Below are 26,186 nucleotides of genomic sequence, written 5' to 3'. Positions count from 1 at the left end.
ATCGTACGCAATGAACATTGACTCTGCAGCGGATCCAATGACAGTGTGGCGTGCAATCGGCCAGGAGCCACCTTCATCGCGCGCGAGTCAAGGGAGAACCCATGCCCGAACGCCTGCTCATCACCGACGCCACCGTGTGCGATGTCGCCGCCGGATCACTCATACCCGATCGGCGCGTACTCATCACCGACGGCCGGATCGAGGCGGTGGGCGGGGCTGAGCTGGCGCCGGACGACGCCGAGGTGCTCGACGCGGGCGGCCGTACGGTCATGCCGGGTCTTGTCGACGCCCATGTCCACGTCACGGCCGCGACCGCGGACCTCGGCGCGATGATGGAGTGGTCGCCGAACTACGTCGCCGCAAAGACGATGCGCATCCTCGACGGAATGTTGTCGCGTGGGTTCACCACCGTCCGCGACGTCGGCGGGGCCGACTACGGCCTGGCGGCGGCGGTCGACGAGGGGCTCGTACGCGGGCCTCGCGTCGTATTCGGCGGCAAGGCGCTCTCGCAAACCGGCGGCCATGCCGACCTGCGCGGACCTGGCCGGGCGGCGCTCGACGACCACCACTGCTGCCCCGGGCTCGGCGTGGTGTGCGACGGGGTCGACGCAGTACGCCGGAATGCCCGCAACCAGTTGCGTACCGGTGCGCACCACATCAAGATCATGCTGTCCGGCGGTGTGGCGTCACCGACGGATCGCGTCGACTCCACCCAGTTCAGCGATGCCGAGATCCTCGCTGCCGTCGAGGAGGCCGACGCGGCGAACCGCTACGTCACCGGTCACGCGTACACCGCCCGCGCCGTCAACCGCGGACTGCGGCTGGGAGTTCGTTGCATCGAACACGGCAACCTGATCGACGACGAGTCGATCGCGTTGCTCGTGGAGCACGACGCGTACCTCGTTCCCACGCTCACGACGTACGAGTTCCTTGCCCGCGAGGGAGCGGCCGCCGGTCTCCCGGCCGCAAGCCAGGCGAAGGTCGCGGACGTACGCGATGCCGGCCTCGCCGCGCTCGAACGTGCTTGGCGTGGTGGGGTTTCGGTCGTCTTCGGCACCGATCTGCTCGGTGACATGCACGTACATCAGAGCGAGGAGTTTCGCATCCGCGGTCAGGTCCAACCGGCCGCCGACGTACTCAGGTCGGCGACGGTGAACGCCGCGGAGCTGCTCCGGATGGAGGGGGAGATCGGTACGCTCGCGCCTGGCGCGCATGGCGATCTGCTCGTCGTCGACGGCGACCCGTTGAGCGACACCGATGTGCTGGCCGACCCGGAGCGCAACGTACTTGCCGTCGTGAAGGCGGGCTCCGTTGTCGTCGACCGGCTGGCGGACCGGTGATGCTGACACTTTGCAACGCCTCGTACTGGGACGGCGACTCCGACGGCGTTCGCCCGGCAGACATCGTGTGCGCCGACGGTGAGATCCAGGCAGTGCATTCACCCGGCGCGGCGCCTACGACTACTGGTGATGACCGCGAGGTCGACCTCGCGGGGCGGTACGTACTGCCGGGCCTGATCGACGCACATGCGCACCTGGTGTGGTCGAGCGGCCAGGACCCCGCCGAGGCAGTCGAGGCCGACGGTGAACAGCTCACCGTGCTGCGCGCTGCAGCGCATGCCCGCGAGCATCTCGCCGCCGGAGTGACGACCATCGTCGACCTCGGCAGCAACTGGGATGTCGCGATTGCGGTCGCGCGTGCGGTCGACTCGGGAGTGCTCGAGGGCCCGAGCATTGTGGCGGCTGGGCAGACCGTGATCATGACGGGCGGCCACGACCCGTTCTGGGGCGTGCACTGCGACGGCGTCGACGCGGTCGTACGCGCGGTGCGCGGGCAGGCGTACCGGGGCGCGAAGATCATCAAGACCGCGGCAACCGGCGGTGTGTACGGGCGACCGGAGGGCGAGGATGTCCACGACGGAGAGCTCACGTACGAAGAGCTGGCGGCGCTCGCGGGCGAAGCACATCGTCGCGGGCTGAAGGTCGCGGCACACGCCCTTGGCACGGAGGGCATCCGCGACGCCGTACGCGCAGGTATCGACATCATCGAGCACGGTGTGTTCCTCGATGGCGCTCTCGTCGAAGACATGGTGCAGCGCGGCACGTACCTCTGCCCGACGGTGGCGATCTACCGCACGATCGCGGCCGCTGCGCAGACCGGTACGGCACCGGCGTACGCGGCTCGCAAGGCCGAACGGGTCGTCGATGCTCACCGCACCAGCGTCGCGATGGCGCTCGCCGCCGGCATTCCGCTCGTCGCGGGCACCGACGCGGGCTCACCCGGTATGCCGCACGGCAATCTGGTGGCCGAGCTCGACGCCCTCGTCGACTGCGGAGTTCCCGTCCCGACGGCGCTGCGCGCGGCGACCTCGACGGCGGCCGACGCGCTCGGGCGCCCCGACCTCGGCCGCATCCGCCCCGGCGCCCGCGCCGACCTGGTCGTGACCGACGCCGATCCGTTCGACAAGGTCGGTGCGCTGCGCGAGCCGGCGATGGTGGTCCGCTCCGGTCAGCTCGTCCGCCGCTGAAACCCAGCCCCGCTGAGCCGCACGTTTCGGCCCCGATTTTCGCCGATTTGGGGCTAGAACGTGCGGCCCAGCGGGGCTGGGGTCCGGCTACAGCGCCTTGACGCCGTTCAGCAGTTTGCTCATGGAGTCCTTCGCATCGCCGAACAGCAACGTCGTCTTCGGATCGAACAACAGCTCGTTCTCGATCCCCGCGAAGCCGGGACGCATCGACCGCTTCATGAACACGATCTGCTTCGCCTCGTCGGCATTGAGAATCGGCATACCGTAGATCGGCGCACCGGGAGTCGTCTTGGCGGCCGGGTTCACGACATCGTTGGCTCCGACGACGAGCACCACATCGGCCTGCTTGAACTCCCCGTTGATGTCATCCATCTCGACGAGCTGCTCGTACGGCACCTGTGCCTCGGCGAGCAGTACGTTCATGTGCCCGGGCATCCGGCCGGCAACGGGATGGATCGCATAGTCGACGTCGATCCCACGCTCGCCGAGTAGATCCACCAGCTCGCGCAGCGTGTGTTGTGCCTGCGCGACGGCAAGTCCGTAGCCGGGAACGATGATGACCCGATGGGCGTACGCGAGCAGGATCGCGATGTCTTCGGGGTTGGCCGAGCGTACGGGCCGGTCGCTCGCCGAACCCGCGCCGAGCGTCGACCCACCCTTCAGCGCACCGAACAATGTGTTGAGCACCGAGCGACCCATCGCCCGCGCCATCATGATCGTCAGCAGTGTGCCCGAGGCGCCGACGAGCGTACCGGCGACGAGCAGCAGGGTGTTCTGGAGTACGTACCCGCTTGCGGCGACAGTCAGTCCGGTGAACGCGTTGAGCAGCGAGATGACGATCGGTACGTCCGCTCCACCGACCGGAAGCACGAGCAGTACGCCGAGCGCCAAGCCGAACAGTGCAAGGATGATGCCGACCCACATGCTGGGTTCGGCGACGATCAGCACGCACAGCACGAGCGCGATGACGAAGGCGCCACCGAATACGAACGGCAAGCCGGGGAAGATGACCGGGCGGGTCGTCATCAGCTCCTGCAGCTTCGCGAACGTCACCATCGAGCCGGCGAAGCTGATTCCGCCGACTGCAATGGTGAAGACCGTCGCGGCCGATGTGAACCATTCGACATCGGCGAACTCATGGAACTCGTGCAGCTCCAGCAAGGCGACCAACGCAGCGGCACCGCCGCCGACACCGTTGAAGAGCGCGACCAGCTGCGGCATCTGCGTCATCTGCACCCGGCGCGCACCGAGTACGCCGATCGCGGTGCCGACGAGGATCGCGATGACGATGGGCACCTGATGGTCGAGGTCCTGCTGCCAGAACACGATGACCGTCGCGAACACCGCAGCGGCCGCGCCGATCAGGTTGCCGTTGCGAGCGGTACGCGGACCCGAGAGACCTTTGAGCGCAAGGATGAAACAGACAGCCGCGGCGAGGTAGCCGAGCTGGATCCACGTCGGTGTCATGCGGCGTCTCCGTCGGCGTCGGTCTTGGGCGTACGCTTCGGGCCGCCGAACATCTCGAGCATCCGGTCGGTCACGACGAACCCGCCGGCCATGTTGATGGCTGCGAGCAGCACGGCGACGAGGCCGACGATGAGAGTGCCGGTCGAATCGGCTGTGCCGGCGACCAAGATCGCGCCGATCAAGATGATGCCGTGGATGGCGTTCGTACCCGACATCAAGGGCGTGTGCAGTGTCGTCGACACCTTCGAGATCACTTCGACGCCGACGAACGCGCTCAGCACGAAGAACGTCAGCCAGATGACCGACTCATCCATTGTCGTTTCCCTCCTCCTCTTCGGGCCCGTCGAGGAGCTCGCGGGTCGGCTGGTGGCGTACCTCTCCGGCGTGCGTCACGCAGGTACCGACGACGATCTCGTCGTCGAAATCGGGTACGAACGCGGCGTCCTCGCCGGTCATCAACCCGATCAGGTTCACGATGTTCTGGGCGAGCAACCGGCTCGCGGGCCCCGGCATCTGCCCGGCGACGTTGGCGCCGCCCCACACCTGGGCATCGCCGATGGCGACGATGCTCCCGGGCTTGGCACCCTCGACGTTGCCACCGGATTCGGCTGCCAGGTCGACCACGACCGATCCCGGCTTCATCTGCTCGACCATCTCGGCGGTGACCAACAGCGGGGCTTCGCGCCCTGGGACTGCCGCGGTCGTGATGAGTACGTCGGCGGCCGCGATGTGCGGGGTGAGCAGCTCGCGTTGGCGTGCCGCCCGGTCGTCGGTCATCTCCCGCGCGTACCCGCCCGCGCCCTCGAGCGTCTCGAGGTCGAGCTCGATCGCCTTCGCACCCATCGAGCGGATCTCTTCGGCCGCTGCGGCGCGCACGTCGTACGCCTTGACGACGGCACCGAGTCGTCTGCACGTTGCGATCGCCTGGAGGCCGGCAACGCCCGCACCCAGTACGACGACTTCGGCCGGCTGCACCGTACCCGCCGCGGTCATGCTCAACGGGAAGAAGCGTCGCAGCAGGCCGGAGGCGACGATGGCTGCGCGGTAGCCCGCCACCAGCGCCTGCGAAGACAACGCGTCCATCGACTGGGCCCGAGAGATTCGCGGCACCAGCTCCAGCGCGAATGCCGTGAGCGAGCGGTCTCGAAGATCGGCGACCAGGTCCAGCGACTGCGCGGGTGGCAGGAACGAGATCGTCGCCGTGCCAGCGGCGAGCGAACCGACCGTGCCGCTGTCCAGCGGTCGTACGCTCGCGATCAGCTCAGCCGTCGCGATCGCGTCATCGGCGATCGCGGCGCCGGCGTCGACGTAGGCGTCGTCGGCGAAGTCGGCGTCCTCCCCGGCCCCTGGTTCGACCGTCACCTCGTGCCCTGCCGCGACGAGCTTGGCGACTGCCTCGGGCACGAGGGCGACGCGGGGCTCGTCCTCGTCGATCTCTTTGGCGACTGCGATTCTCACGCCTCGCAACCTAGATGAGATGGATGCCATTTGCCCAGCACCTGGGATGCGCGTCTCATCGTCGAAGACGTCGGGTGTGCGGCCGGCGCTGGACACGGAGCGATCAGGTCGGCAGGCTACGGCTCATGCGACGCGCTGCCGTGGTACTGACCCTCGCCCTTTCCCTCTCCTTCGCTCCGGCGTACGCCGGAGCGTCCGGTCCTGCAACGGACACGGTACGTAAACCCACCTCCGGCCTGAAATGGCAGCAGACGACGCTCGACTCGGAGCAGAGTTTCCGGGGACTCGACGCGGTCTCGCGGCGTACGGCCTGGGTTGCCGGCGAGAGCACGGCCGGCGGGCCTGGAACGGTGTGGCGAACGACGGACGGCGGGCGTACCTGGCAGAACGTCAGCCCACCCGACAGCGACGGACTGATGTTCCGCGACGTCGAGGCCCGCAGCGCTCGGTCCGCGGTCGTGTTGGCGATCGGCGAGGGTGGAGCTTCGCGGATCTACCGCACCGACGACGGCGGGAAGACGTGGCAGGAGACGTTCCGCAATGCCGAGGAGCAGGCGTTCTACAACTGCGTCGACTTCTACCCGGGTGGGCGGCGCGGACTGGCGGTCAGCGACCCGGTCGACGGGAAGTTCCGGATCCTCGCGACCGACGACGGTGGCAGGTCCTGGAGCGTCATGCCGTCAGCGGGGATGCCCGACTCGACCGGCGAGTACAACTTCTCGGCCAGCGGAGACTGCCTGGTGATCCGCGCACACAACGCGTACTTCGGCTCGGGCGGATCCGCGTCCCGAGTCTTCCGCTCGTCCGACCTCGGCCGGACCTGGACGGCGACGGAGTCGACCATCCCCGCCGGCGAGTCAGCGGGCGTGTTCGGTCTGGCCTTTCGTACCCCGTGGCAGGGCATCGCGGTGGGCGGCGACTTCGAGGACCCCGCCGACGGCGTCGACGCCTCCGCGTACACCAGCCACGGGCGTACGTGGGCCAGCAGCGGCGACCTCGCTCACCTCGGCGAGGATGCGAGTTGGGTTTCGGTCCTGCCTCGCACCTTGGTGGTGGTCGGCGAGTCGGGCGACACGGCCGGAAGCAGCATCAGCCACGACGGCGGACGCAGCTGGCAGCAGTTCAGCAAGGTGGGCTTCCACGCACTCGACTGCACGGTCGATCTATCGTGCTGGGCGGCCGGCGGCGACGGCCGCGTCGCCAATCTCCGACTACGGTTCGGAAAGTAGTTGTCGCTGCTGCAATGAAGGTGACTTGTGCCCTGCAAAAGGCCCGCGCTCAACTGCCGAACCGCTTGCGATCCATCGACTTGAAATAGCCTCTGGTCAGGGCACGCTTGGCGCTCTCCTTCCGTGTGGAGAAGAAGTCTCGCTCGGACGACGATAGGCCGACGGTCTCGATCTTCTTGCGTAGGAGCGCAAGCGTGCAGCAAAGATCAGCTGCTTGGAACAGGCTGTAGTCCGCGGGAAGTACCTTGCGAACCTCGGCCGTGGTCAAGTGCGCGTTGAAGACGCTGTTGACGAGGTTGGTGATTTCCTTCTGCCCGTTGTCGTAGTAGATGACGACGCGCTCCCAGGCGCTGAAATACTCGTACTTCGAACGGATCAGGGTACCTAGCTCGCGCGACATTGCACTCACGAGTTGGTCGGTGTCACCGATGTCCTTCTTATTGAAGACCCATGAGTGGTGGGTGACATCACACGTGCGCACGAAGTCGATGAGCACACGGAAAAGGGAGCGGCGAGAAGCGATGTCCAACCAGCGGTAGTCCTGCTCTCGTCGGATCAAAGGTCCAGTGTGTATTGCATGGTTGGCCGCGTACCCCCGGACGACCAGCGCCTCATGGATCTTGTCGAGATGGCCAGCGATGTCGTCGCCTTGGTCGTGAAAGACCAGGCTGAGGACATAGAACGGCGCATGTTTCTCGTACGGCCCGAAGTCACCTGACTCGTCGATAAAGATGCTGAGTTCACGCAATGCGACATCCAGAAACGACTCGAGGCGGGCCGAAACCCGCCTCAAGAGGGATGGCGAGGGATATCCCCGCCTAAAGGGTGGACCAGGGCCTCTCGGCCAGCCCAGTGAGCAAAGCCTAGCACGTACCGCAACTGCGTCCCTCGTCGCAGAAACTCATCCGCTGACCCCTGCAGGACCGGCGCTCAGTAGTACCAGGGGTAGTCGGACCAGTCGGGGTCGCGTTTCTCCAGGAACTGGTCGCGCCCCTCTTGCGCCTCGTCGGTCATGTACGCGAGTCGCGTGGTCTCGCCGGCGAACAGCTGCTGCCCGACCAAGCCGTCGTCGATCAGGTTGAACGCGTACTTGAGCATCCGCTGCGCCGTCGGGCTCTTACCGTTGATCTTGCGACCCCAGTCGAGCGCGGTCGACTCGAGCTCGTCGTGCGGCACGGCGCGGTTCACCGTCCCCATGCGTACGCCGTCGTCGGCGGAGTACTCCTCGGCGAGGAAGAAGATCTCCCGGGCGAACTTCTGCCCGACCTGTCGGGCGAGGTACGCCGAACCGAACCCTCCGTCGAACGACCCGACGTCGGCGTCGGTCTGCTTGAAGCGGCCGTGCTCACGGCTCGCGATGGTCAGGTCGCAGACAACGTGCAGGCTGTGCCCGCCGCCGGCCGCCCATCCGTTGACGAGACAGATGACCACCTTCGGCATGAACCGGATCATCCGTTGCGCTTCGAGGATGTGCAGCCGCGCGGTACGCGCCTTGTCGATCGGGTTGGGCTGCTCACCCGACGCAGCGCCGTGCTCCGTCTCGTACTGGTAACCCTGCTTACCCCGGATGCGCTGGTCGCCGCCGGTACAGAACGCGCGCTTGCCGTTCTTGGGGCTCGGCCCGTTGCCGGTGAGCAGCACGCATCCGACATCGGCAGACGTACGCGCATGATCCAATACGCTCAACAGCTCATCGACGGTGTGCGGACGGAACGCATTCAGCACATCGGGTCGGTCCAAGGCGATCCGCACCGTGCCCTGGTCGACGGCGCGGTGGTACGTCAGATCGGTGAGGCCCTCGAAGCCGGGTACGGGCTTCCAGGCCGAGGGGTCGAAGGTCTCGGACACGTGCTTGCTCATCGGGACACAATCTCAGACCCGCGTACGAGAGCGAACGTGACATCGACAGTGGCGCATTCCGGATACCAACGGTATCTTGGCGCCATGTCTACAGATCTCACCGGCAAGGTCGCCGTCGTCACGGGCGCGGCACGCGGAATCGGGGCCGGCGTCGCCAAGCGCCTCGCCGACCAGGGCGCCAAGGTTGCGCTGATCGGGCTGGAGCCCGACGAGCTCAAACGCGTCGCCGATGACCTCGGCGAGCAGCATGCCTGGTGGGAGGCCGACGTACGCGACGTTCAGTCGCTGACCCTGGCGATCGATGCTGCCGCAGAGAAGTTCGGGCGCATCGATCTCGTACTCGCCAACGCCGGGATCTCCAGCTACGGCACCGTGCGCCAGCTCGACCCCGAAGCATTCGAGCGCGTCGTCGACGTCAACCTCACCGGCGTCTTCCGTACGCTGCACGCGGCGATCCCGCATCTGGAGAAGACCCGGGGCTATGCGCTGGTGGTCTCGTCGCAGGCAGCGTTCACACCCCTCGCCGGGCTGTCGCCGTACAACGCAAGCAAGGCAGGAGCCGAGGCGCTCGCGCTCGCCTGCCGCCAAGAGGTGATGCATCTGGGCATCGGGATCGGCGTCTGCCATCCGTCCTGGGTCGACACCGACATCGTCCGAGGCGCCGAAGACGACCTGCCGAGCTTCCGCGCGATGCGCAAGAAGTTGCCCTGGCCGGCCAACAAGACCACCTCCCTCGACACCTGTGTCGAGCTGATCTGCGAGGGCATGGCCAAGCGCAAGCGTCGGATCTACGTACCGCGCGAGGTAGTCGTCTCCAACCTCACCCGCCAGCTGCTGGTGTCAGGTCTGGTCGAACCGATCGTCAAGCGGATGGCGAAGCGTGCCGTCCCACAAATGGAGTCCGAGGTCGCAGCGCTCGGACGCTCGCACTCCAAGCACATTCCGGTCACTGAGAAGAAGCCGAGCTCCTGATCGACGCGGCGAGACCCGCGAGGTGACCGAGCCTGGCGAGCTCGGAGTCGAGTACGTCCGGGCCGCCGTGTCGGCCGAACACGATGGCGACCTCACGACCGGGCACCGGCGCTCCGGCGAGTACGGTCGACCGCCACTGCGCTACCGGAGGCAGCCGCTCGGAGTGTTCGATCGCGAGCCATTCGTCCATCTCGTCGACGTACGCGGGCGCCGCCGAGGTCGCGACCAGGACCACGGTCTCGCCTTCGCGCCGCCCGACCGCAATGGCCCAGTCTGCGCGAAACGTCGCCGGCGTCGCCTCAGCGAGACTCTCGACCGCTCTACGCGGGTCGCCCGTCATGGCTTCGACCACTTCGAGGTCCATCCGCAGGTTCGCGCCGGCCGGGTAGCGCGAGATCCAGTGCACGCGTACGTCGGCGACCGACTGACACGCGGATACGAGCGAATCGGGCAGTATCGGCGCAGGGAGTTCCAGCAGCACATCGTCGACCGCTCGACCGTCCGAGCGATGCTCGACGACCTCGATCGCCGCGATATCGGCACCCGATTCGCCGATCGCGGTAGCGACAGCGCCGAGCGAACCGGGCACATCGGGTAACTCGAGGCGTAACAAGAACGACATGCCCCCATTGTCGGCCGCGATCGTTTCGCCCGTGTGACACATCCGTACAGCGGACTGCGCGGGCGGCTTCGACGCCACCCCGAGGCAACCGAGCGGGCTTCCAACGCGTCGTCTGTACGTGAGTCGGTACCAGCCGATTCGGTGTCGCACGAGCAGAGAGAGGGGCCTCACTGCATGAGCACATTGCGCAACGACGACCGCGCGTGGGAGATGCCGACCTACGCGAACGAACCGCCGTCGATCCGCCGGCTGCGGGTGTGGGAGACCCGGTCGGGCGACCTCCTTGCGGTGATCACCGAGACCGGCGACGGCGTGCCGGTCACCGACGTTGCCGCGGATGCATACGCGGCCGTGCGTGACCAGTACGCAGACGCCCGCGTCTTCGAGCACTACCCACAGTCGCGCGACGAGCAGGAGACGTTGGACGAGATCCGCGTCGACCGCGGCGAGACGACCTGGACGCGGGTCGTACCCGATGACATCGACTCGGACTGGCTGCCGCTCGACGACTAGGTGCTCCGTCGGCTTCCCCGTTCCGATCAGCGTTTGCCGGGTCGGTGATGGTGGTTCACCAAGTAAACATGGTGAAACTCCACTTTGCACGGCGCGTACGCCGTGCAAAGTGACAGATTGCCATGCCCGTTGGTACGTAAGCGGTCCGAAGGATCACGACGGCCAGGTCGACAACCTTGGCCGAAGTGTATCAACTGGTACATTCGAGAGATGAAGTTCGAAATCTCCACCCAGGTCGATGCGTCATCCGACGACGTCTGGGCTGTCGTCGCAGCTGTGGAGTCGTGGCCGTCGGTCACCGACTCGATGGAAGACGTCCAGGTGACGTCCGAAGGTCCGTTCGGTGTTGGCAGCACGGCGAGGGTCAGACAACCGAAGGTCCCCGTACTCACCTGGACGGTCACCGACTGGCGTCCCGGCCGGAGTTTCACCTGGCAGACGAAGGCGCTCGGCGTGACCAGCATCGCGTCGCACGACGTCGAGGAGACAACGGAAGGCACCAGACTGACGCTCGGCATCAGGCAACACGGCCTGCTCGCGCCGGTCTCCGATCTGATCACCGGCAAGCGCATCCGGCAGTACGTGCAGCTGGAGCTCGAGGGTACGAAGCGCGCCGCCGAGGAACGCGCTCGGTCCAAGCGGTAGCGACCTCAGCGAAGGCGATCGGCCTGCCGCTGGAGATAACGCCGCTCGGGCTCGCTGAGCGTACGCGCGGCAGCCTCGGCGTAGTGCGCACGAGCCGCATCGCGCTCGCCCGCACGCTCCAGCAGATGGGCGCTACGGACTCGACCCGATGGTGATCGCCGACCGCGCCGCTCGCCGACGCATCGTCCAATGCGCGAAGCCCCGCAGCCCCCCTCTACTCGAGCGAGCGCAACGATCCGATTGAGCGTCACCATCGGGCCGGGCATTCGTTCGGCGAGCATGTCGTAACGCACCAGGATCTGGCGCCAGTCGGTCTCGTCGGCGGTCGCAGCCTCGTCGTGGACGGCAGCGATCGCGGCCTGCAGTTGGTAAGGCCCGATCGGAGACCGCTCCAGTGCCGCCGAGATCAGCGCGCTCCCCTCGGCGATCGCGCGTGCATCCCATCGAGTGCGGTCCTGGTCGGACAGAGGGATCAGCGAACCGTCTCCACTCGTACGCGCCCCGCGACGAGCCTCTGTCAACAGCATCAGCGCGAGCAGTCCGGCGACCTCTCCTTCGTCCGGCAGCCGCTCGTACAGCTGCCGGGTCAGCCGAATCGCCTCGGTGGTCAGCTCGAGCCGGACGAGTTCGTCGCCCGACGTCGCGGTGTAGCCCTCATTGAAGATCAGGTAAAGGACGTGGAGCACCGCAGACGTACGCTCGGTACGCTCCGACTCGGGCGGCATGGCGAACGTCGCGCCCGCCTTCTGAATGGTCTGCTTGGCGCGGCTGATGCGCTGCCCCATCGTCGACTCGGGTACGAGGAAGGCTCGCGCGACCTCTGCGGTGGTGAGCCCTCCCACAGCCCGAAGGGTCAACGCAATCTGGGACTCGGGCGTGAGCGAGGGATGGCAGCACAGCATCAGTAGCGTGAGGCTGTCGTCCGTGCCGGGCGCCGGATCCACCGCCCTCTCGTTCGCGGCGTTCGCCTCTTCTCGGCGTACGCGGGCCGAGTCACGTCGGTACTCCTCTATCCAGCGTCGGGATGCAACTGTGACGAGCCAGCCGAGCGGATTGTCCGGGACCTCGCTGACCCACTGCTCGGACGCGGCGATCAACGCCCCCTGGACGGCGTCCTCGCATGCGGCGAAGTCGCCGTACCGGCGTACGAGCACGGCAAGGGCCTGCGGCGACAGGTTCCGCAGCAGGCCCTCCAAGTGTTCAGGTCGAGCCACTCACAACCCGATCTCGCTCAGATCGATCGTCGGGCGAACCTCGACCCGGCCGAACTCAGCCTCGGGTATGCGGGCTGCGCACTCGATCGCGCGGTCGAGCCCATCGCAGTCGATCAGGTAGAAGCCCGCGAGCTCCTCCTTCGCCTCCGCGAACGGGCCGTCGGTGACCACCGTGCGGCCGTCGCGTACAGCGACCTGTTTGGTCGCAGACGCGTGATCGAGCGGCTCACTGGCGAGGACCTCACCCGTCGCCTCGAGATCGGCATTCAACTCCACGTACGCACGTACGCCTTCGGTGCGCTCATCGGCAGGCAGCGTCTCCCAGATCGCCCGCGACTCTGGATTGTCGTAGATCAGGATCAGGTACTTCATGGCAACCTCCGCCGTCTCGAGCCGCTCCTGCAGAACAGACGCGACCGCTCAGCCGATCTCATCGCCGAACAGCGGGACCTCCTCGCCGCGTACGGGCGGGCCCGTTTCGGGCGGCGGTGCCGATGCCGTCGCCACCCATTGGGATCGGCCGTACGGACGGGTGCGTGCGGCGGCAGTGTGGCCTGGATTGCGTTCTGCCCAGGCGTCTTTGGCATCGAGCGCCTCGCAGACCTGTCCCCAGGTCTCCCACGATGACGGTGGATGCACGTCGGCCGCGCGGGCGAGTCGACGGCGGGTCTGGTCGGAGAGGGTACGAAGGTCCGCGGAGCCGATCGCACGGTCCCAGCAGTACGCCGCGAGCACCTTCACCTTTTCGGCACGACGCGCCCGCGCCTGCTCCGTATGGCCGAAGTCGGCGAACTCATCCGCCATGGCTCCTCCTGGGTGAACGGAATCCGGTGGACCGGTTCGGTGTTGGCTTGGTTGTGAAGGCCGATTCTGAGGACGGTACCGCGCGGGCACGCGCCGACGCACGCGAGCGAGGTCTGACGATCGAGGTGCGTGAGCGGCCGTCGGCCCGCTCGTTGGAGGAGGCGGCGGCTGCGATCGGCGTCGAGCCGCTCCACCTGATCAAGACGCTGGTCGTACGTCGGGGCGCCGATGACTACCTGTTGGCACTCATACCGGGTGACCGCGCACTGTCGTGGCCGCAGTTGCGGGCGGCAGCAGGCGTGAGTCGGATGACTCTGCCCGATGCCGATGAGGCACGCGCCGTGACCGGCTACGAACGCGGCACGATCACACCGATCGGCTGCTCGACGCCCTGGCCGGTCTTCATCGATGATTCGGTGTCGGGTCGCATCGCGATCGGCTCCGGGAGCCATCGGCACAGCATCCTCGTGGAGGCGGCCGATCTGATTCACGCGTACGAAGCGACGGTCGTACCGCTGACCCGTACCGACTCGTAGCACCGCGGTCGAAAATCTTCGCCCGCGATGTCGAAATCGTGATCGCAGTTTCTACACCCCTTCAAGAGGCACCACTCGGGTGCCGATCTCGAAGGAGCAGACATGAACACGACAACGACGACCGATGTGGCCGAGATCCGCGATCTGATGTTGGTCCCGCAGCGCGCGATGCGTGAGCGCGACGCCGACGCGCTCGTCGCCCGGTTCACCGATGACGTCACCGAGTACAACCTTGCGCCACCGCTGCGGCAGCCCAATGCGACCACACGGGACCCGGAGGCCGTACGCAGTTGGTTCGCCGGCTTCGACGGACCGATCGGGTTCGAGGTCAGAGACCTCGCAACGACGGTTGCCGGCGATATCGCGTACTGCCACGGACTCAACCGACTGTCCGCGACGCCCATCGGCTCACCCGAGGCGTTCACGCTGTGGTTCCGATTCACTGCCGGTCTTCGCAAGGTCGACGGCTCATGGCGGATCGCCCATCTACACGAGTCGACGCCGTTCCACATGGAGATAACCGCCGACGGCATCTTCCCGGCTGCAGTCGATCTCACGCCGTAGCGCGGATACGGGCAGCGGAACCGGTTCGCGCCAGGGTGCGTCTGAGAGCTGAATGCACAGACGAAGGAGGCGCCCGATGAAGCGACCACGCACGTATCGAGCCGTAGCCATACCCGCGGCGGGGCTGCTCGCTATTACGCTGGCAGTCGTGGGCACCACGCAAACCGGATCGGCCTCAGCCGACGACGAGCCGAAGAGCACGGACGGCGACGGCAGCGTCTCGCACACCGTCTCCCAGCAGGAGATCGAAGAGGCGGCCGACTACTGGACGCCCGAGCGGATGCGCAACGCCAAGCCGGCCTGACCCTCGGCTGCACGCTCAATCCATCGTGCGGAGCGTACAGTCGCGAAATCCGACCGAGAATGGATCCGTCGCCTCGCGGTACCACTGTCGATACACCTGGTACCGCTCGACGGGCTCCATATCGGCCGCCGCGCTCCAGCCCTTGCGGTAGAGATCTTCGGCCTCGACCCCGCCGCGGGTCTGGTGAGCCTGCTCAGGCTCGGGCATCGAACCGCCTGCCCTCCCGACACGATGATGACAGTACGCACATCGATCGTAACTGAGGGCGATCAACCTGGCTCAAAACGAGGTTGCGCGTGCAGCTCATCGCGGTCTGACCGGGGCTCGGTGTCAGCGCACGCCGATAGCCTGGCGGCATCCGATTCAGGGAGACACCATGGCGTCGAGTGAGACCGCACCGGCACGACCTGCGCTCGGGTTGACCCTGGATTGCGCCGACCCCAGAGCACAGGCTCGGTTCTGGGCGCTCGCCCTCGGGTACGAGGAGGCGGCGCCACCCGACGGTTGGGCGACCTGGGAGGCGTTCCTCACCGATCAGCAGGTTCCCGAGGCGGAGTGGAACGACGGCGCGGCCATTGCCGATCCGGGTGGAGTGCTGCCGTCGGTCTCGATGCTGAGGGTTCCCGAGCCGAAGCAGGTGAAGAACCGCCTCCACCTCGACGTGAAGGTGTCGGGCGGGCGCCACATCGACCCCGCACAACGTACGCAACGCATTGACACCAAGGTCGATGAACTACTCGCGGCGGGCGCAACCGTATACGAGCGTTACCACACCGGCGGACATCTCGATCACGTCACGATGCTCGATCCGGAGGGCAACGAGTTCTGCGTGGTGTGAAGCGGAGTAGAGAGTTCGCCGAACAAGACCGGATCCACGGCCTACAGTCGATAGTAGGCACCGCCGCCGGAGTAGCGTGAAGGAACCTGGCGTGAGTCATCATCTCGACGCATTAGCAGCGATCGCCACTGCATCCGAGGAGACCGGCAGACTGGCCAGCGATCAGGCCCTGTTGATCCTGCAGCAGACCCTCGGCCTGCGCGATGCGCACATCTGCCGCGTCGAGGAGCCGGGTGGGGTCAGGTGGATCCAAGACTCCGAACATCGGCGTACGCGCACAGTCTGCACGCTGCCGGAGCCGCGGTGGCAGCAGTCGTTGTCCGAGGTGGAGACCGAGGCGGGCAGGGTCGCGAGTCTTGTGATCCGCAATCCACCGGGCCAGGCCGTACTGCATCTGACCTTTGCCGGCTCCCCGGATCGTGACGACCTCGCCGCGAGTGTTGTCGCAGCCGCCTTGCTCGCGGGCCTCCTGCCGGCCGACGACAGGGGTACGCAGCGGGATGCGGTCACGGGGCTCTCCGGGCGCGCCACGCTCGAGCGGTTCCTACTGGACAGGTTCACCGAAGCCGATCGCTCAGTTTCGCTGATCATCACCGACGTCAACGGACTGAAGGCGGTCAACGACCGCTTCGGCCACCGCGCGGGAGATCGGCTGCTTCGCCGCGTCGGGGCGATCCTCGCGCACATCGCCGAAGGCCTGGGCACCGATGCCGTCGCCGCCCGGATCGGCGGCGACGAGTTCGCAATCGCCGCTGCCGGCACCAGTTCGGCTGACATCGAAGCGACGATCGAGGTCATCGACGCGGCCGCCGGCGATCTCGGTGACGGCACTGGTCTCGCGCGCGGGTACGCAAGACTCGACGGACGCGCTCCAGGCAGTCCGTCTCCGGGCGCGGCCGTACGAGGTCTACTCGCTCTGGCCGACGCACAGCTGTACCTACACAAAGCCTCGTTGACCGGAGCGGCGCAGGAATCGAAGGCGCCACCCGAGACGGCGCGTGCTGCAGGCGCCCTCCTCGCGCGCCTCGAGACCGACCTTCCGGCCGATGAGTCCGCCGAAAAGCGCCTCGTACGCGCAGCGGAGCTCATCGCGGAGGAGGCCAACGCCGCTGCGTGGTGGCTCAGCAGGCGAGTAGACGACACCGTTGTCGACGTCGACTGCGGTAAGACGCGGGATAGGCCACTGCGCTGGGATGAACCCGAGCGCCCGGTGACACTCGAACCACGCGCGTACCTCCTGGACGACTTCACGACGACTCGGCGGGCATTGGCCGGGGAGTCGTTCAGCGCCACGTTGACCCAGGGCGCCGAGAGCGAGCGGTCGCTCCTCGCGTACTTCGGGTACCGCAGCGTGATCGGTGCCGGCGGCAGCGACGAGACCGGCGACGGCTGGCTGATCGAGATCTACGGCGACTACCTGACAGGAGACCTCCCCGCCTGGGGTGACACTCTCCTCGCCGCGGTCATCGCCGCTCTGGGCCGACATGATTGAGCCGCTCCGCATCCCGTACGTCGTCGACGACGGCAGACCCGAGGGGTACTGGTTGGGATGAACAGCGGCCGTCGGCTGTGGTGGGCTGTCACCGGTCCGATCTGGGTGGCATCGTCGGCCGTTGCCGTCGCGATGATTCCGCCGTCTGCCGTCATCACGGTCGCCGTGTTCGTCGGTATCACTGCGACGGCGTTGGGCCTGGTCGCCGAAGACGAGGGGATCCCGCGCCAGTCGCTGATCGACGCGACCCGACGCGGATTCATCGCAACGGCCGCAACCGTCGGAGTGCTCGGGCTGCTGGCGATCCTGGGCGGGTTGGGCGTGCTCGTCGCCGTGGTCCTCGGCGGCACGTCGCCGGCCGCGATCCGACGACTGCGGCGTACCTGGCGGCTTCGTCAGTGGGAACGCAACCCCGACGCATGCGCGCGTTGGCAGCGCGCTCACCCCGCGGTGATACCGGTGTCGACCTTGTCGACGCCCGAGCTCATCGGTGCGTGGCGTACCAGCCTGCACGCTCTCCACCAGTCGGACAACAGCTCGACGACCGCGCAGATCGTGGACCGCCGACGCTCTTACCTCGAGGAGCTCGAACGCCGTTATCCAGAGGGCGTACGGAGGTGGCTCATGTCCGGGCCGAACCCGACGCGCGACCCGGCGCCGTACCTGCAGTCGAACACCCCTGGCGAACACCCCGCCTGAGCTGGGCTCGCGGGGCGGCGAGGGGCGCTACTCGTCCGAATGCGCAGCAGCGCCGACCTCGGGGTGGTGCAGGTCGAAGGCCGGGCTGTCGGAACGGATACGTGGCAGCGACGCGAAGTTGTGTCGCGGGGGCGGCGACGACGTCGCCCACTCCAACGACCGGCCCCAGCCCCACGGGTCATCGCATTCGACCTTCGGCGCCCGACGCGTCTTCCACACATTCCAGATGAACGGCAACGTCGACGCACCCAACAGGAACGCACCGATCGTCGACACCTGGTTCAACACCGTGAACCCATCGGCGCTGCTGTAGTCGGCATACCGACGCGGCATCCCCTCGATACCGAGCCAATGCTGCACCAAGAACGTCAAATGGAACCCGATGAACAACAACCAGAAATGCATCTTGCCCAGACGCTCATCAAGCATCCGCCCCGTCCACTTCGGCCACCAGTAGTAGAAGCCCGCAAACATCGCGAACACCACCGTGCCAAACACCACGTAATGGAAATGCGCCACCACGAAGTACGTGTCGGTGACTTGGAAGTCCAGCGGCGGCGACGCCAAGATGACACCGGTCAACCCGCCGAACAGGAACGTCGTCAAAAAGCCCAACGAGAAGATCAACGGTGTATCGAAACTCAACGACCCGCCCCACATGGTGCCGATCCAGTTGAAGAACTTGATTCCGGTGGGGATGGCAATGAGGAACGACATCAGCGAGAAGAAGGGCAGATTGACAGCACCGGTTGCGAACATGTGATGCGCCCATACAGAGACGGACAACACACCGATGGAGAGTGTGGCGGCGACCAGGCCGATGTAGCCGAACACCGGCTTACGGCTGAAGACCGGCAACACCTCGGTCACGATGCCGAAGAACGGCAACGCGATGATATAGACCTCCGGATGGCCGAAGAACCAGAACAGGTGCTGCCACAAAATCGCACCACCATTGGCCGCATCGAACACGTTCGCACCCAGCGCCCGATCGGCCTCCAGCATCAACAACGCACCCGCAAGAATCGGGAACGCGATCAACACCAACAGACTCGTCACCAAGACGTTCCAGGTGAAGATCGGCATCCGGAACATCGTCATCCCCGGCGCGCGCAACGTGATGATCGTCGTCACGAAGTTCACCGCACCCAGAATGGTGCCCAGACCGGCGAGGTACAGGCCCATCACCCACAGGTCGCCGCCGACCCCCGGCGAGTTCACCGAATCCGAGAGGGGCGCGTACCCGAACCAGCCGAAACTCGCCGCACCGCCCGGTGAGATGAACCCCGACGCCGCGATCAGACCACCGAACAGGAACAACCAGTAGCTGAACATGTTCAGCCGTGGGAACGCGACATCCGGCGCGCCGATCTGCAACGGCATGATCCAGTTCGCAAAGCCAACGAACAACGGTGTCGCGAACAACAGCAACATGATCGTGCCGTGCATCGTGAACAACTGGTTGTACGTCTCATCACTGACGATCTGCGTACCCGGAGCGCCAAGCTCCGCCCGCATCAACAACGCCAGAATGCCGCCGAAGATGAAGAACCCGAACGACGTCGCCAAATACAACGAGCCGATCACCTTGTGATCAGTCGTCGTGACGGGGACTGTCAGGAAAATGGTGGATCTGGTCTTGGTCTGACCGAGAGGAATGACCATGACGACGACCGATCCGAGAGATCGTGAGGTCGCAGCGGGCGAGATGATCGAGCCCGTGAGCGAAGAGGGCATTGATCAGCAGCAGTTGGCCGAGCAGCTTCTGGCGCAGGCCAAGGAACAGGGCATCGATCTGGTTGGCCCGGACGGGCTGCTCAACCAGTTGACGAAGAATGTGCTGGAGACGGCGCTCGAGGCCGAGATGGATGACCATCTCGGCTATGAACGCCATGACCCGGTGGGCCGCAACAGCGGCAACTCCCGCAACGGGACCAGGTCGAAGACAGTGCTGACGGAGATCGGCCCGGTCGAGATCGACGTTCCCCGCGACACTGACGCGTCGTTCGACCCGAAGATCGTGCGTAAGCGGCAACGGCGGTTGGACGGGATCGACGAGGTCGTGCTGTCGTTGACCGCCCGCGGGCTGACCACCGGTGAGATCGCGGCGCACTTCGACGAGGTCTATGGGGCCAAGGTCTCCAAGGAGACGATCTCGAAGATCACCGACAAGGTCGTCGATCAGATGGCCGAGTGGTCATCGCGGCCGCTCGATTCGATCTACCCGGTGATCTTCGTCGACGCCCTGGTGATCAAGGTCCGTGATGGGCAGGTGGTGAACAAGCCGTTCTATGTCGTCGTCGGTGTGACCACCAACGGTGAACGCGACATCCTTGGCATTTGGGCCGGCGACGATGGTGGCGAAGGTGCACGGTTCTGGCTGCAGGTCTTCGCCGAGCTCAAGAACCGCGGCGTGACCGATGTGCTGATCGCGGTCTGCGACGGGCTCAAGGGCCTGCCAGAAGCGATCACCACGACCTGGGAACACACGATCGTGCAGCAGTGCGTGATCCACCTGATTCGCAACTCGTTCCGCTACGCCGGGCGCCAGCACCGGGATGCGATCGTGCGAGGTCTCAAGCCGATCTATACCGCACCGTCGGAGCAGGCGGCCAAGGACCGGTTCGACGAGTTCGCGGCACAGTGGCAGGACAAGTATCCGGCGATCGTGCAGCTATGGCGCAACGCCTGGGCCGAGTTCGTACCGTTCCTCGAGTACGACGTCGAGATACGCAAGGTCATCTGCACGACGAACGCGATCGAGTCGATCAACGCCCGCTACCGCCGCGCGGTCAAGGCCCGCGGCCACTTTCCCTCCGAAGCCGCGGCGCTCAAATGCCTGTACCTCGTCACCCGATCCCTTGACCCCACCGGGAAGGGCCGAGCACGATGGACGATGCGCTGGAAAGCGCCGCTGAACGCGTTCGCGATCACGTTCCCCGGACGCCTGGACCCGACCAGCAACTAAGAACCGCCAAGGTCAGATCCACCGTTCATCTGACAGACCCTCGTGACGACCTTGACGATCCTCCGGCCGAGTGTGTTCGGCCGCGACGTCGTCGTTGTCTTTCGGGAAGTCTCGGTGGCGGTCACTGCTCCCACCCCTGATCTAGTACATGGTTTTGTGGATCGCTACCGCGACGTCAGTTGTGTCGTGTCGAGTACGAGTGCCTGGCGCCGCTGGTGCACGGTGAGGTAGCTGAGCCCGTCGACGCCCGCGGTGAACTTGCGTTGCGAGCGCCGCGGCATCCAGAGCAGGGCACCCGGTTCGAGGTCGATCGTGGTCAACTCGGTTTCGAGCTGACCACCGCCGGCCAGGACATGGATGAGCACATCGAGATCGGGCCCGGCGTGGGCGTCGATCGTTTCGCCCGGCGGCAGGATGATGACGTTGGAGTCGAGATCGCGCTCTCTTGCATCGAGCTTCCAGCCAGCACCGGTGACGTCGGGGGCGGCTTCTGCGGCAAGCGTCGCGGTGTTCACGAGCACCCGCGGCAGCGGAGTGCCGGCCAGCTTGGTGATCTTGATGCGCCAATCGCGCATTTCACGGTTGAGGTACTCCCAGTCGTAGCTGCTGGCGTGGTCGGCCTCGAACTCGTCGTGCAGATGCTTCGGGTCATGGTCGTTGACCAGTACGAACGCCGCGCCGACGGGCAGCTCCGAATAGGTCTTGAAGATCGCCGGATGCTTATCGAGCTTGCGCATCCCACGTACGTCCAACTCTTGAACGGCGGAATCGCTCGCAGTGTCCGGTGGCATCGGGTCTCCTCGTCTGATGATTTTTTACAAGCTGAACTTGTGTAAACTCTACGCCATGACGTACGTGATTGGGCAACCCTGTGTAGACGTACTTGATCGTGGCTGTGTCGACGAGTGCCCGGTCGACTGCATCTACGAGGGCAGTCGGTCGCTGTACATCCATCCCGACGAATGCGTTGACTGCGGAGCGTGCGAGCCGGTCTGCCCGGTCGAGGCGATCTACTACGAAGACGACCTGCCAGACGAACTCGAGCCGTTCCTTGCCGACAACGCGGCGTTCTTCGCCGAGCCGCTGTCCGGCCGCGACCACGCGCTCGGCTCACCCGGCGGGGCTGCCAGACTCGGAGCGTTGGGGGTGGACACGCCTCTAGTGGCGGCACTACCGAGACAGGACGAGGCAGCAGCGACACCATGACGACACCACCGCAGAGCCAGCGAGAAGGGCGTCGGGCCGAGGTTCGGCGGGTGATCCGCGAGGCCGACAGCCCGATCGGCATCGCCGAGATCGCCCAGCGGCTGGGCGTCCACGCCAACACCGTGCGGTTTCATCTCGACGCGCTCGTAGCCAACGGACAGGTCACCCGCACGACCGCCGAGTCTGGCTCACCCGGACGCCCGGCACAGTTGTTCGAACCCGCCGCGGGGATGGACCCCATGGGGCCCCGTCGCTACGACACTCTCGCCGCGGCCCTTGCAACCGGCCTCGCCGCAGATCCCGACCACAAGGAGCGAGCGCTGAAGATCGGGCGTCTGTGGGGTCGCTTGCAAGCGACCGAAGCCGCGGACTCGGAGCCCCCGGGCGTACGGCCCGATACCGACGGATCCGTGGAACGACTGCGAAGCCTGCTCGACGAACTGGGTTTCGAACCCGAGCAGATGGTCGACGACGACAACCCGAGGATCGGGTTGCGGAACTGCCCGTTCCTCGAGCTGGTGTCGAACCGAGCCGATGTCATCTGCCCGGTGCACCTCGGCCTGATGCAGGGCGCCATGGATACCTGGAAGTCGCCGATCACAGTCGATCGACTCGATGCCTTCGCCGAACCGGATCTGTGCGTGGCGCACCTCAGCACCATTTCCGAATCCTGACTGCTCACCGCTCAACGACCATCCCGGTCGTCCGCTCGGACTCCCGAACCAGCCCATCGAAGTCACCCAAAGCCGCTAGATTGGCCAGGTGGGCGTCATCGAGACCACCGGTCTGACCAAGCGATACCCACGCGTCACTGCGCTCGACAACCTCACCGTCAGCGTCGGGGAAGGCGTAACGGGGCTGGTCGGCGCAAACGGTGCGGGCAAGTCGACGCTGGTGAAGATCCTGCTCGGGCTGGTACCCGCGACGAGCGGGACCGCGACGGTGCTCGGGTACGACGTGGCGACCGCCGGAAGTCAGATCCGGTCCCTGGTCGGCTACATGCCAGAGCACGACTGTCTGCCCGCCGACACGTCCGCCAGCGACCTGGTCGTGCACTTGGGTCAGATGTCCGGACTCCCGTACGCCGCGGCGCGCGAGCGGGCGGCCGACGTACTCCGCCATGTCGGCCTGGCCGAGGAACGCTACCGTCCGATCGGCGGCTACTCGACCGGGATGAAACAGCGCGCAAAACTCGCACAAGCACTGGCGCACGACCCACGGCTCGTACTCCTCGACGAGCCGACCAACGGCCTCGACCCGTCGTCGCGCAACGACATGCTCGACCTCGTACGGCGCGTCGGTAAAGAGTTCGGCATCGCGGTCCTCGTCACCTCGCATCTGCTCGGCGAACTGGAGCAGGTAAGCGACCACGTGATCGTGCTCGACAGCGGCACGTTGCTGCGGTCCTCGGCAACGACCGACTTCCTGCATGCGACGGGCAGCCTCCTCATCGAGGTCCAGGGCCGGGCCAATGCCAACCAGGTTCTGGGTCGCGAACTCGTCGCCGCCGGACTGACAATGCGACCTGTCGAGGGCGCGCTGATCGAGGTCGACATACGCGATGCGTCCACACCGGACGTCGTGCGTGACCTCACCGTCGATCTCGGTCTCGGACTGGTTCGGATGCAGGAACGCCACCACCGCATCGAAGACGTGTTCCGGGAGGGAGGTGCCGGCGGTGTCCAGCCCTCCTGATCCAGAGCCGCGTGGCCAGGGAACCGGAGTCATCCACGATCTCGGCTATCGCCCCTACAACGGTCCACGTTTGGAGCCCGGCGCGGTGGCGTGGTCGTTCTTCCTGACCGGCTTGCGCAACACGTACGGTCTCGGTCGATCGGCGCGGTCAAAGGTGCTACCGATGATGCTGCTGGCGCTGATGCTTCTCCCGGCGCTGATCCTGGTCGGAGTGCTGGTCCAGGCGCGCGACCTGCTCGGCCTCGACGAGCAGATCGTCGCGTACTCGACCTACCCGATCACCACGCAGTTGCTGATCTCCGTGTTCGTGGCAGCGCAGGCACCAGCATTGATCTCGCGCGACCTGCGCTTCGGCACCATCACGCTCTATCTGGCGCGGCCGATGAGTCGACCGGCGTACGTGCTGGTGCGCATGTCGTCCCTGACCGTCGCGACGTTCATACTCATCGGCGCTCCGCTACTGGTGTTGTACGTGGGCGGGCTACTCGCCGAGCTACCGTTCGGCCGCGAGACCGGGCGCTTCCTGAGTGCCGCCCTCGGTGCGCTTCTGCTGGCGGCATGCCTGTCAGGGTTGGCTGCGCTGGTCGCGGCGCTCACCGTCCGCCGGGGCCTTGCCGTGGCAGCCGTGATCGTCGTGCTTGTCGTCAGCTACACCGTGGTATCGACCATCCAAGGGATCGCGACCGAGACCGGAACAGACACGGTCGGGGAGGTCGCGGGGCTGTTCTCTCCGTACACACTCGCGAACGGCGTACAGGTCTTCTGTTTCGACTCCCCGGCGGCAACCGAGGCGCCACCGGACAGTACTGCCATGGGTCTGCTGTACATCGCTGCCGTGATCGTCACGATCCTCGGATCGCTTGTAGCGCTGATGGTTCGCTACCGGAGGGTGAAGGCATGAGTGCGAGGCATTGCGACGTTCAGGCAAGAAGGCGCCGGCATGAGTGAGATCCGGATCGAGCACGTTTCCCGGTGGTACCGCAATGTCGTCGCGGTCAACGACGTGTCGATGACGATCGGCCCCGGAGTAACCGGCCTACTCGGACCCAACGGCGCCGGCAAGTCGACGCTGATCGCGTTGATGTCGGGCTTCCTCGCGCCGTCGACCGGCACGGTCACTCTCGATGGCGTGCCGCTGTGGCGCAACGAGACGGTCTACCGCAGCATCGGTCTCGTACCGGAACGCGAGGCGTCGTTGGACTATCTGACCGGACGCCAGTTCGTCGTCGCGAATGCCGAGCTGCACGGGCTGGCTGCGGCCGGCGACGCCGCAGCGCGCGCGATCGCGCTGATCGAGATGACCGAGGCGCAGGACCGGAGGATCTCGACGTACTCCAAGGGGATGCGACAGCGGATCAAGATGGCCTCAGCGCTCGTACACGACCCGCCCGTCCTGCTGCTGGACGAGCCATTCAACGGAATGGACCCGCGGCAGCGGATCCACCTGATGGACCTGCTGCGCGCCATGGGCGCCGAGGGGAGGACGGTCCTGTTCAGCTCGCACATTTTGGAGGACGTCGAGCAGATAGCTCGCCAGGTCGAGGTCGTGGTGTCGGGGCGGCATGCGGCCTCGGGCGACTTCGGAGCGATCCGACGACTGATGACAGATCGGCCGAACCGGTTCGTCCTTCGTACCGCGAACGACCGCCTGCTGGCATCGACCTTGCTGAGCGATCCGTCGGTTCGCGGAGCGCGGCTCCGACCAGAGGGCGGCATCGAGGTGGAGGCGTCCGACTTCGGCCGTTTCAGCGAGGCATTGCCGCGGCTGGCGCGTACGCATGACGTACGTCTGCTCGAGGTGACTCCGACGGATGAGTCTCTCGAGAGCGTCTTCGCGTACTTGGTGTCGTCATGATCTCTTCGACGATCGCCCGGCTGGGCGTACGAAGCATCTTCGGCCGGTGGCGTGGCGCGATGCTCCTCGTACTGCCGATCATCCTGCTGGGCATGGCCGTTCTCGTACGCTCCCTCGCCGGTGATGACTACGCGGCCGCGGAGAACACGCTCTATGGCCTGGGGCTGGTGGTGATCGTGCCGCTCCTCGCGCTGCTCGCGACGTCTGGGCTGCTCGCACCGGAGATCGATGACGGCTCCATCTCTTACCTACTTGCCAAGCCGATCTCACGTCACACGATCGTGGCGAGCAAGTTGGTTGTCGCGCTCGGATGCGTTGTGCTCTTCGGCGCTCTTCCGATGCTGCTCGCGGGCCTGATCGCACAGCCGAGCACACCGTTGTTCGGGCTCGCATTCGCTGTGGGTTCGGCGATCAGCGGCGCAGCGTACTGCGCAATCTTCGCGCTGCTGTCGGTGCTGACTCGACATGCGGTGGTGATCGGCCTCATCTACCTGCTGATCTGGGAGAGCTTGCTCGGAGGACTGCTCGACGGCGTCCGCTGGCTGAGCATCACCCGATGGTCGGCCGTCATCGTCGGAGACATCGCTGACATCTCGCTGGTCGCCGATCTTCCGCTGCTCTACGCGCTGCTCGCCACACTCGTCGCAAGCGTCGCCGGCGTCTGGTTAGCGGGTAATCGTCTCCGGTCGTTCAACCTCACTGGCGACGAGTGACCGGA

The 26,186-nt window shown here is 66.0% G+C and carries 31 protein-coding genes; 19 read left to right on the top strand and 12 right to left on the bottom strand.

All coding sequences use genetic code 11. The features are described from left to right. Positions 1-101 precede the first annotated feature (101 nt). Both MU582_01655 and MU582_01650 read left to right on the top strand, forming a co-directional pair. Complete coding sequence (locus MU582_01655; protein UPK75366.1) at positions 102-1,340, top strand: amidohydrolase family protein; 1,239 nt, start codon at positions 102-104, stop codon at positions 1,338-1,340. Further along, positions 1,340-2,527: an amidohydrolase family protein gene (locus tag MU582_01650; protein UPK75365.1), complete on the top strand. Its 1,188-nt coding sequence runs from the start codon at positions 1,340-1,342 to the stop codon at positions 2,525-2,527. Before MU582_01655 ends, MU582_01650 begins: the two co-directional genes overlap by 1 nt. A gap of 87 nt (positions 2,528-2,614) precedes the next feature. On the opposite strand, the gene MU582_01645 is transcribed toward MU582_01650, so the two are convergent. Genes MU582_01645 through MU582_01635 form a run of 3 tightly spaced genes read right to left on the bottom strand, consistent with a single transcriptional unit; the run spans position 2,615 to position 5,452 of the window. Further along, positions 2,615-3,994, bottom strand: coding sequence for an NAD(P)(+) transhydrogenase (Re/Si-specific) subunit beta (locus MU582_01645; protein ID UPK75364.1), 1,380 nt, complete (start codon positions 3,992-3,994; stop codon positions 2,615-2,617). Continuing rightward, positions 3,991-4,308: an NAD(P) transhydrogenase subunit alpha gene (locus MU582_01640; GenBank protein UPK75363.1), complete on the bottom strand. Its 318-nt coding sequence runs from the start codon at positions 4,306-4,308 to the stop codon at positions 3,991-3,993. Before MU582_01640 ends, MU582_01645 begins: the two co-directional genes overlap by 4 nt. After that, on the bottom strand, positions 4,301-5,452 hold the full coding sequence (locus MU582_01635; protein ID UPK75362.1) for an NAD(P) transhydrogenase subunit alpha: 1,152 nt from the start codon (positions 5,450-5,452) through the stop codon (positions 4,301-4,303). The genes MU582_01640 and MU582_01635 overlap by 8 nt, the downstream gene beginning before the upstream one ends. A gap of 125 nt (positions 5,453-5,577) precedes the next feature. On the opposite strand from MU582_01635, the gene MU582_01630 reads away from it, so the two are divergent. Further along, complete coding sequence (locus MU582_01630; GenBank protein UPK75361.1) at positions 5,578-6,681, top strand: oxidoreductase; 1,104 nt, start codon at positions 5,578-5,580, stop codon at positions 6,679-6,681. Between the two features lie 49 nt (positions 6,682-6,730). Here MU582_01630 and MU582_01625 read toward each other — a convergent pair whose 3' ends face one another. Continuing rightward, on the bottom strand, positions 6,731-7,429 hold the full coding sequence (locus MU582_01625) for a DUF3800 domain-containing protein (protein ID UPK75360.1): 699 nt from the start codon (positions 7,427-7,429) through the stop codon (positions 6,731-6,733). A gap of 182 nt (positions 7,430-7,611) precedes the next feature. Next, positions 7,612-8,541 carry a 1,4-dihydroxy-2-naphthoyl-CoA synthase gene (locus MU582_01620; protein UPK75359.1) on the bottom strand — a complete coding sequence of 310 codons (930 nt, stop codon included), beginning with the start codon at positions 8,539-8,541 and terminating at the stop codon, positions 7,612-7,614. Positions 8,542-8,625: 84 nt separating this feature from the next. Here MU582_01620 and MU582_01615 point away from each other — a divergent pair, with 84 nt between their 5' ends. Continuing rightward, the gene (locus MU582_01615) at positions 8,626-9,513 is read left to right on the top strand and encodes an SDR family oxidoreductase (GenBank protein UPK75358.1); all 888 of its coding nucleotides are present in this window, start codon (positions 8,626-8,628) and stop codon (positions 9,511-9,513) included. Here the strand turns inward: MU582_01615 and MU582_01610 are convergent. Continuing rightward, the gene (locus tag MU582_01610) at positions 9,488-10,135 is read right to left on the bottom strand and encodes an amino acid-binding protein (GenBank protein UPK75357.1); all 648 of its coding nucleotides are present in this window, start codon (positions 10,133-10,135) and stop codon (positions 9,488-9,490) included. The two genes, MU582_01615 and MU582_01610, sit on opposite strands and share 26 nt — an antisense overlap. A 174-nt stretch (positions 10,136-10,309) precedes the next feature. Here MU582_01610 and MU582_01605 point away from each other — a divergent pair, with 174 nt between their 5' ends. Together MU582_01605 and MU582_01600 are read left to right on the top strand one after the other, a co-directional pair. After that, positions 10,310-10,648: a hypothetical protein gene (locus tag MU582_01605; protein ID UPK75356.1), complete on the top strand. Its 339-nt coding sequence runs from the start codon at positions 10,310-10,312 to the stop codon at positions 10,646-10,648. Positions 10,649-10,858: 210 nt separating this feature from the next. After that, entirely contained in the window at positions 10,859-11,293 is a 435-nt protein-coding gene (locus tag MU582_01600; protein UPK75355.1) for an SRPBCC family protein, read from the top strand. A 5-nt stretch (positions 11,294-11,298) separates the two neighbouring features. On the opposite strand, the gene MU582_01595 is transcribed toward MU582_01600, so the two are convergent. Genes MU582_01595 through MU582_01585 form a run of 3 tightly spaced genes read right to left on the bottom strand, consistent with a single transcriptional unit; the run spans position 11,299 to position 13,311 of the window. Continuing rightward, positions 11,299-12,507: an RNA polymerase sigma factor gene (locus MU582_01595; protein ID UPK75354.1), complete on the bottom strand. Its 1,209-nt coding sequence runs from the start codon at positions 12,505-12,507 to the stop codon at positions 11,299-11,301. Further along, complete coding sequence (locus MU582_01590) at positions 12,508-12,879, bottom strand: YciI family protein (protein UPK75353.1); 372 nt, start codon at positions 12,877-12,879, stop codon at positions 12,508-12,510. Between the two features lie 48 nt (positions 12,880-12,927). Then, positions 12,928-13,311 (bottom strand): hypothetical protein, encoded by a 384-nt coding sequence (locus tag MU582_01585; GenBank protein UPK75352.1) that lies wholly within the window; start codon positions 13,309-13,311, stop codon positions 12,928-12,930. A gap of 53 nt (positions 13,312-13,364) precedes the next feature. Between MU582_01585 and MU582_01580 the strand changes: the two genes are divergently transcribed. The 3 genes from MU582_01580 (at position 13,365) to MU582_01570 (ending at position 14,715) form a co-directional block, all read left to right on the top strand. Continuing rightward, the gene (locus MU582_01580; GenBank protein ID UPK75351.1) at positions 13,365-13,847 is read left to right on the top strand and encodes a YbaK/EbsC family protein; all 483 of its coding nucleotides are present in this window, start codon (positions 13,365-13,367) and stop codon (positions 13,845-13,847) included. A 102-nt stretch (positions 13,848-13,949) separates the two neighbouring features. Next, complete coding sequence (locus MU582_01575) at positions 13,950-14,411, top strand: nuclear transport factor 2 family protein (protein ID UPK75350.1); 462 nt, start codon at positions 13,950-13,952, stop codon at positions 14,409-14,411. 148 nt (positions 14,412-14,559) lie between these two features. Further along, positions 14,560-14,715 (top strand): hypothetical protein, encoded by a 156-nt coding sequence (locus MU582_01570; protein ID UPK75349.1) that lies wholly within the window; start codon positions 14,560-14,562, stop codon positions 14,713-14,715. 15 nt (positions 14,716-14,730) lie between these two features. Here MU582_01570 and MU582_01565 read toward each other — a convergent pair whose 3' ends face one another. Beyond that, on the bottom strand, positions 14,731-14,922 hold the full coding sequence (locus MU582_01565; GenBank protein ID UPK75348.1) for a hypothetical protein: 192 nt from the start codon (positions 14,920-14,922) through the stop codon (positions 14,731-14,733). Between the two features lie 169 nt (positions 14,923-15,091). On the opposite strand from MU582_01565, the gene MU582_01560 reads away from it, so the two are divergent. The 3 genes from MU582_01560 (at position 15,092) to MU582_01550 (ending at position 17,744) form a co-directional block, all read left to right on the top strand. Next, positions 15,092-15,553, top strand: a complete 462-nt coding sequence (locus tag MU582_01560; protein UPK75347.1) for a VOC family protein — start codon at positions 15,092-15,094, stop codon at positions 15,551-15,553. A gap of 91 nt (positions 15,554-15,644) precedes the next feature. Then, positions 15,645-17,045 (top strand): GGDEF domain-containing protein, encoded by a 1,401-nt coding sequence (locus MU582_01555; GenBank protein UPK75346.1) that lies wholly within the window; start codon positions 15,645-15,647, stop codon positions 17,043-17,045. 57 nt (positions 17,046-17,102) lie between these two features. After that, positions 17,103-17,744 (top strand): hypothetical protein, encoded by a 642-nt coding sequence (locus tag MU582_01550; GenBank protein UPK75345.1) that lies wholly within the window; start codon positions 17,103-17,105, stop codon positions 17,742-17,744. Between the two features lie 27 nt (positions 17,745-17,771). Here MU582_01550 and ctaD read toward each other — a convergent pair whose 3' ends face one another. Then, the gene (ctaD, locus tag MU582_01545; GenBank protein ID UPK75344.1) at positions 17,772-19,409 is read right to left on the bottom strand and encodes a cytochrome c oxidase subunit I; all 1,638 of its coding nucleotides are present in this window, start codon (positions 19,407-19,409) and stop codon (positions 17,772-17,774) included. A 43-nt stretch (positions 19,410-19,452) separates the two neighbouring features. Between ctaD and MU582_01540 the strand changes: the two genes are divergently transcribed. Next, positions 19,453-20,712 (top strand): IS256 family transposase, encoded by a 1,260-nt coding sequence (locus MU582_01540; GenBank protein UPK77232.1) that lies wholly within the window; start codon positions 19,453-19,455, stop codon positions 20,710-20,712. A 164-nt stretch (positions 20,713-20,876) separates the two neighbouring features. Here MU582_01540 and MU582_01535 read toward each other — a convergent pair whose 3' ends face one another. Beyond that, on the bottom strand, positions 20,877-21,503 hold the full coding sequence (locus MU582_01535) for a DUF2249 domain-containing protein (protein UPK75343.1): 627 nt from the start codon (positions 21,501-21,503) through the stop codon (positions 20,877-20,879). Positions 21,504-21,558: 55 nt separating this feature from the next. Between MU582_01535 and MU582_01530 the strand changes: the two genes are divergently transcribed. The 6 genes from MU582_01530 to MU582_01505 all read left to right on the top strand — a co-directional run bounded on the left by MU582_01530 (position 21,559) and on the right by MU582_01505 (position 26,181). Further along, complete coding sequence (locus tag MU582_01530; protein ID UPK75342.1) at positions 21,559-21,918, top strand: ferredoxin family protein; 360 nt, start codon at positions 21,559-21,561, stop codon at positions 21,916-21,918. Then, entirely contained in the window at positions 21,915-22,592 is a 678-nt protein-coding gene (locus MU582_01525; GenBank protein UPK75341.1) for a helix-turn-helix domain-containing protein, read from the top strand. Before MU582_01530 ends, MU582_01525 begins: the two co-directional genes overlap by 4 nt. An 88-nt stretch (positions 22,593-22,680) precedes the next feature. Next, positions 22,681-23,613 (top strand): ABC transporter ATP-binding protein, encoded by a 933-nt coding sequence (locus MU582_01520; protein ID UPK75340.1) that lies wholly within the window; start codon positions 22,681-22,683, stop codon positions 23,611-23,613. Further along, complete coding sequence (locus MU582_01515) at positions 23,597-24,514, top strand: ABC transporter permease (GenBank protein UPK75339.1); 918 nt, start codon at positions 23,597-23,599, stop codon at positions 24,512-24,514. Before MU582_01520 ends, MU582_01515 begins: the two co-directional genes overlap by 17 nt. Before the next feature lie 39 nt (positions 24,515-24,553). Next, the gene (locus MU582_01510; GenBank protein UPK75338.1) at positions 24,554-25,468 is read left to right on the top strand and encodes an ABC transporter ATP-binding protein; all 915 of its coding nucleotides are present in this window, start codon (positions 24,554-24,556) and stop codon (positions 25,466-25,468) included. Continuing rightward, complete coding sequence (locus MU582_01505; protein UPK75337.1) at positions 25,465-26,181, top strand: ABC transporter permease; 717 nt, start codon at positions 25,465-25,467, stop codon at positions 26,179-26,181. Before MU582_01510 ends, MU582_01505 begins: the two co-directional genes overlap by 4 nt. The last annotated feature ends 5 nt before the right edge of the window (positions 26,182-26,186 follow it).

The organism is Nocardioidaceae bacterium SCSIO 66511, from assembly GCA_023100825.1.
Classification (GTDB): domain Bacteria; phylum Actinomycetota; class Actinomycetes; order Propionibacteriales; family Nocardioidaceae; genus Solicola.
The sequence above is the reverse complement of the archived record's forward strand: the minus strand, read 5'-3'. Positions and strand labels throughout refer to the sequence as shown.

Bases quoted from the DNA above. Each gene is read 5' to 3' on its own strand.
- MU582_01655 (UPK75366.1), top strand. From the start codon at position 102: ATGCCCGAACGCCTGCTCATCACCGACGCCACCGTGTGCGATGTCGCC.
- MU582_01650 (UPK75365.1), top strand. From the start codon at position 1,340: ATGCTGACACTTTGCAACGCCTCGTACTGGGACGGCGACTCCGACGGC.
- MU582_01645 (UPK75364.1), bottom strand. From the start codon at position 3,994: ATGACACCGACGTGGATCCAGCTCGGCTACCTCGCCGCGGCTGTCTGT.
- MU582_01640 (UPK75363.1), bottom strand. From the start codon at position 4,308: ATGGATGAGTCGGTCATCTGGCTGACGTTCTTCGTGCTGAGCGCGTTC.
- MU582_01630 (UPK75361.1), top strand. From the start codon at position 5,578: ATGCGACGCGCTGCCGTGGTACTGACCCTCGCCCTTTCCCTCTCCTTC.
- MU582_01620 (UPK75359.1), bottom strand. From the start codon at position 8,541: ATGAGCAAGCACGTGTCCGAGACCTTCGACCCCTCGGCCTGGAAGCCC.
- MU582_01615 (UPK75358.1), top strand. From the start codon at position 8,626: ATGTCTACAGATCTCACCGGCAAGGTCGCCGTCGTCACGGGCGCGGCA.
- MU582_01610 (UPK75357.1), bottom strand. From the start codon at position 10,135: ATGTCGTTCTTGTTACGCCTCGAGTTACCCGATGTGCCCGGTTCGCTC.
- MU582_01605 (UPK75356.1), top strand. From the start codon at position 10,310: ATGAGCACATTGCGCAACGACGACCGCGCGTGGGAGATGCCGACCTAC.
- MU582_01600 (UPK75355.1), top strand. From the start codon at position 10,859: ATGAAGTTCGAAATCTCCACCCAGGTCGATGCGTCATCCGACGACGTC.
- MU582_01590 (UPK75353.1), bottom strand. From the start codon at position 12,879: ATGAAGTACCTGATCCTGATCTACGACAATCCAGAGTCGCGGGCGATC.
- MU582_01585 (UPK75352.1), bottom strand. From the start codon at position 13,311: ATGGCGGATGAGTTCGCCGACTTCGGCCATACGGAGCAGGCGCGGGCG.
- MU582_01575 (UPK75350.1), top strand. From the start codon at position 13,950: ATGAACACGACAACGACGACCGATGTGGCCGAGATCCGCGATCTGATG.
- MU582_01565 (UPK75348.1), bottom strand. From the start codon at position 14,922: ATGCCCGAGCCTGAGCAGGCTCACCAGACCCGCGGCGGGGTCGAGGCC.
- MU582_01560 (UPK75347.1), top strand. From the start codon at position 15,092: ATGGCGTCGAGTGAGACCGCACCGGCACGACCTGCGCTCGGGTTGACC.
- MU582_01550 (UPK75345.1), top strand. From the start codon at position 17,103: ATGAACAGCGGCCGTCGGCTGTGGTGGGCTGTCACCGGTCCGATCTGG.
- ctaD (UPK75344.1), bottom strand. From the start codon at position 19,409: ATGGTCATTCCTCTCGGTCAGACCAAGACCAGATCCACCATTTTCCTG.
- MU582_01540 (UPK77232.1), top strand. From the start codon at position 19,453: ATGATCGAGCCCGTGAGCGAAGAGGGCATTGATCAGCAGCAGTTGGCC.
- MU582_01535 (UPK75343.1), bottom strand. From the start codon at position 21,503: ATGCCACCGGACACTGCGAGCGATTCCGCCGTTCAAGAGTTGGACGTA.
- MU582_01530 (UPK75342.1), top strand. From the start codon at position 21,559: ATGACGTACGTGATTGGGCAACCCTGTGTAGACGTACTTGATCGTGGC.
- MU582_01525 (UPK75341.1), top strand. From the start codon at position 21,915: ATGACGACACCACCGCAGAGCCAGCGAGAAGGGCGTCGGGCCGAGGTT.
- MU582_01510 (UPK75338.1), top strand. From the start codon at position 24,554: ATGAGTGAGATCCGGATCGAGCACGTTTCCCGGTGGTACCGCAATGTC.
- MU582_01505 (UPK75337.1), top strand. From the start codon at position 25,465: ATGATCTCTTCGACGATCGCCCGGCTGGGCGTACGAAGCATCTTCGGC.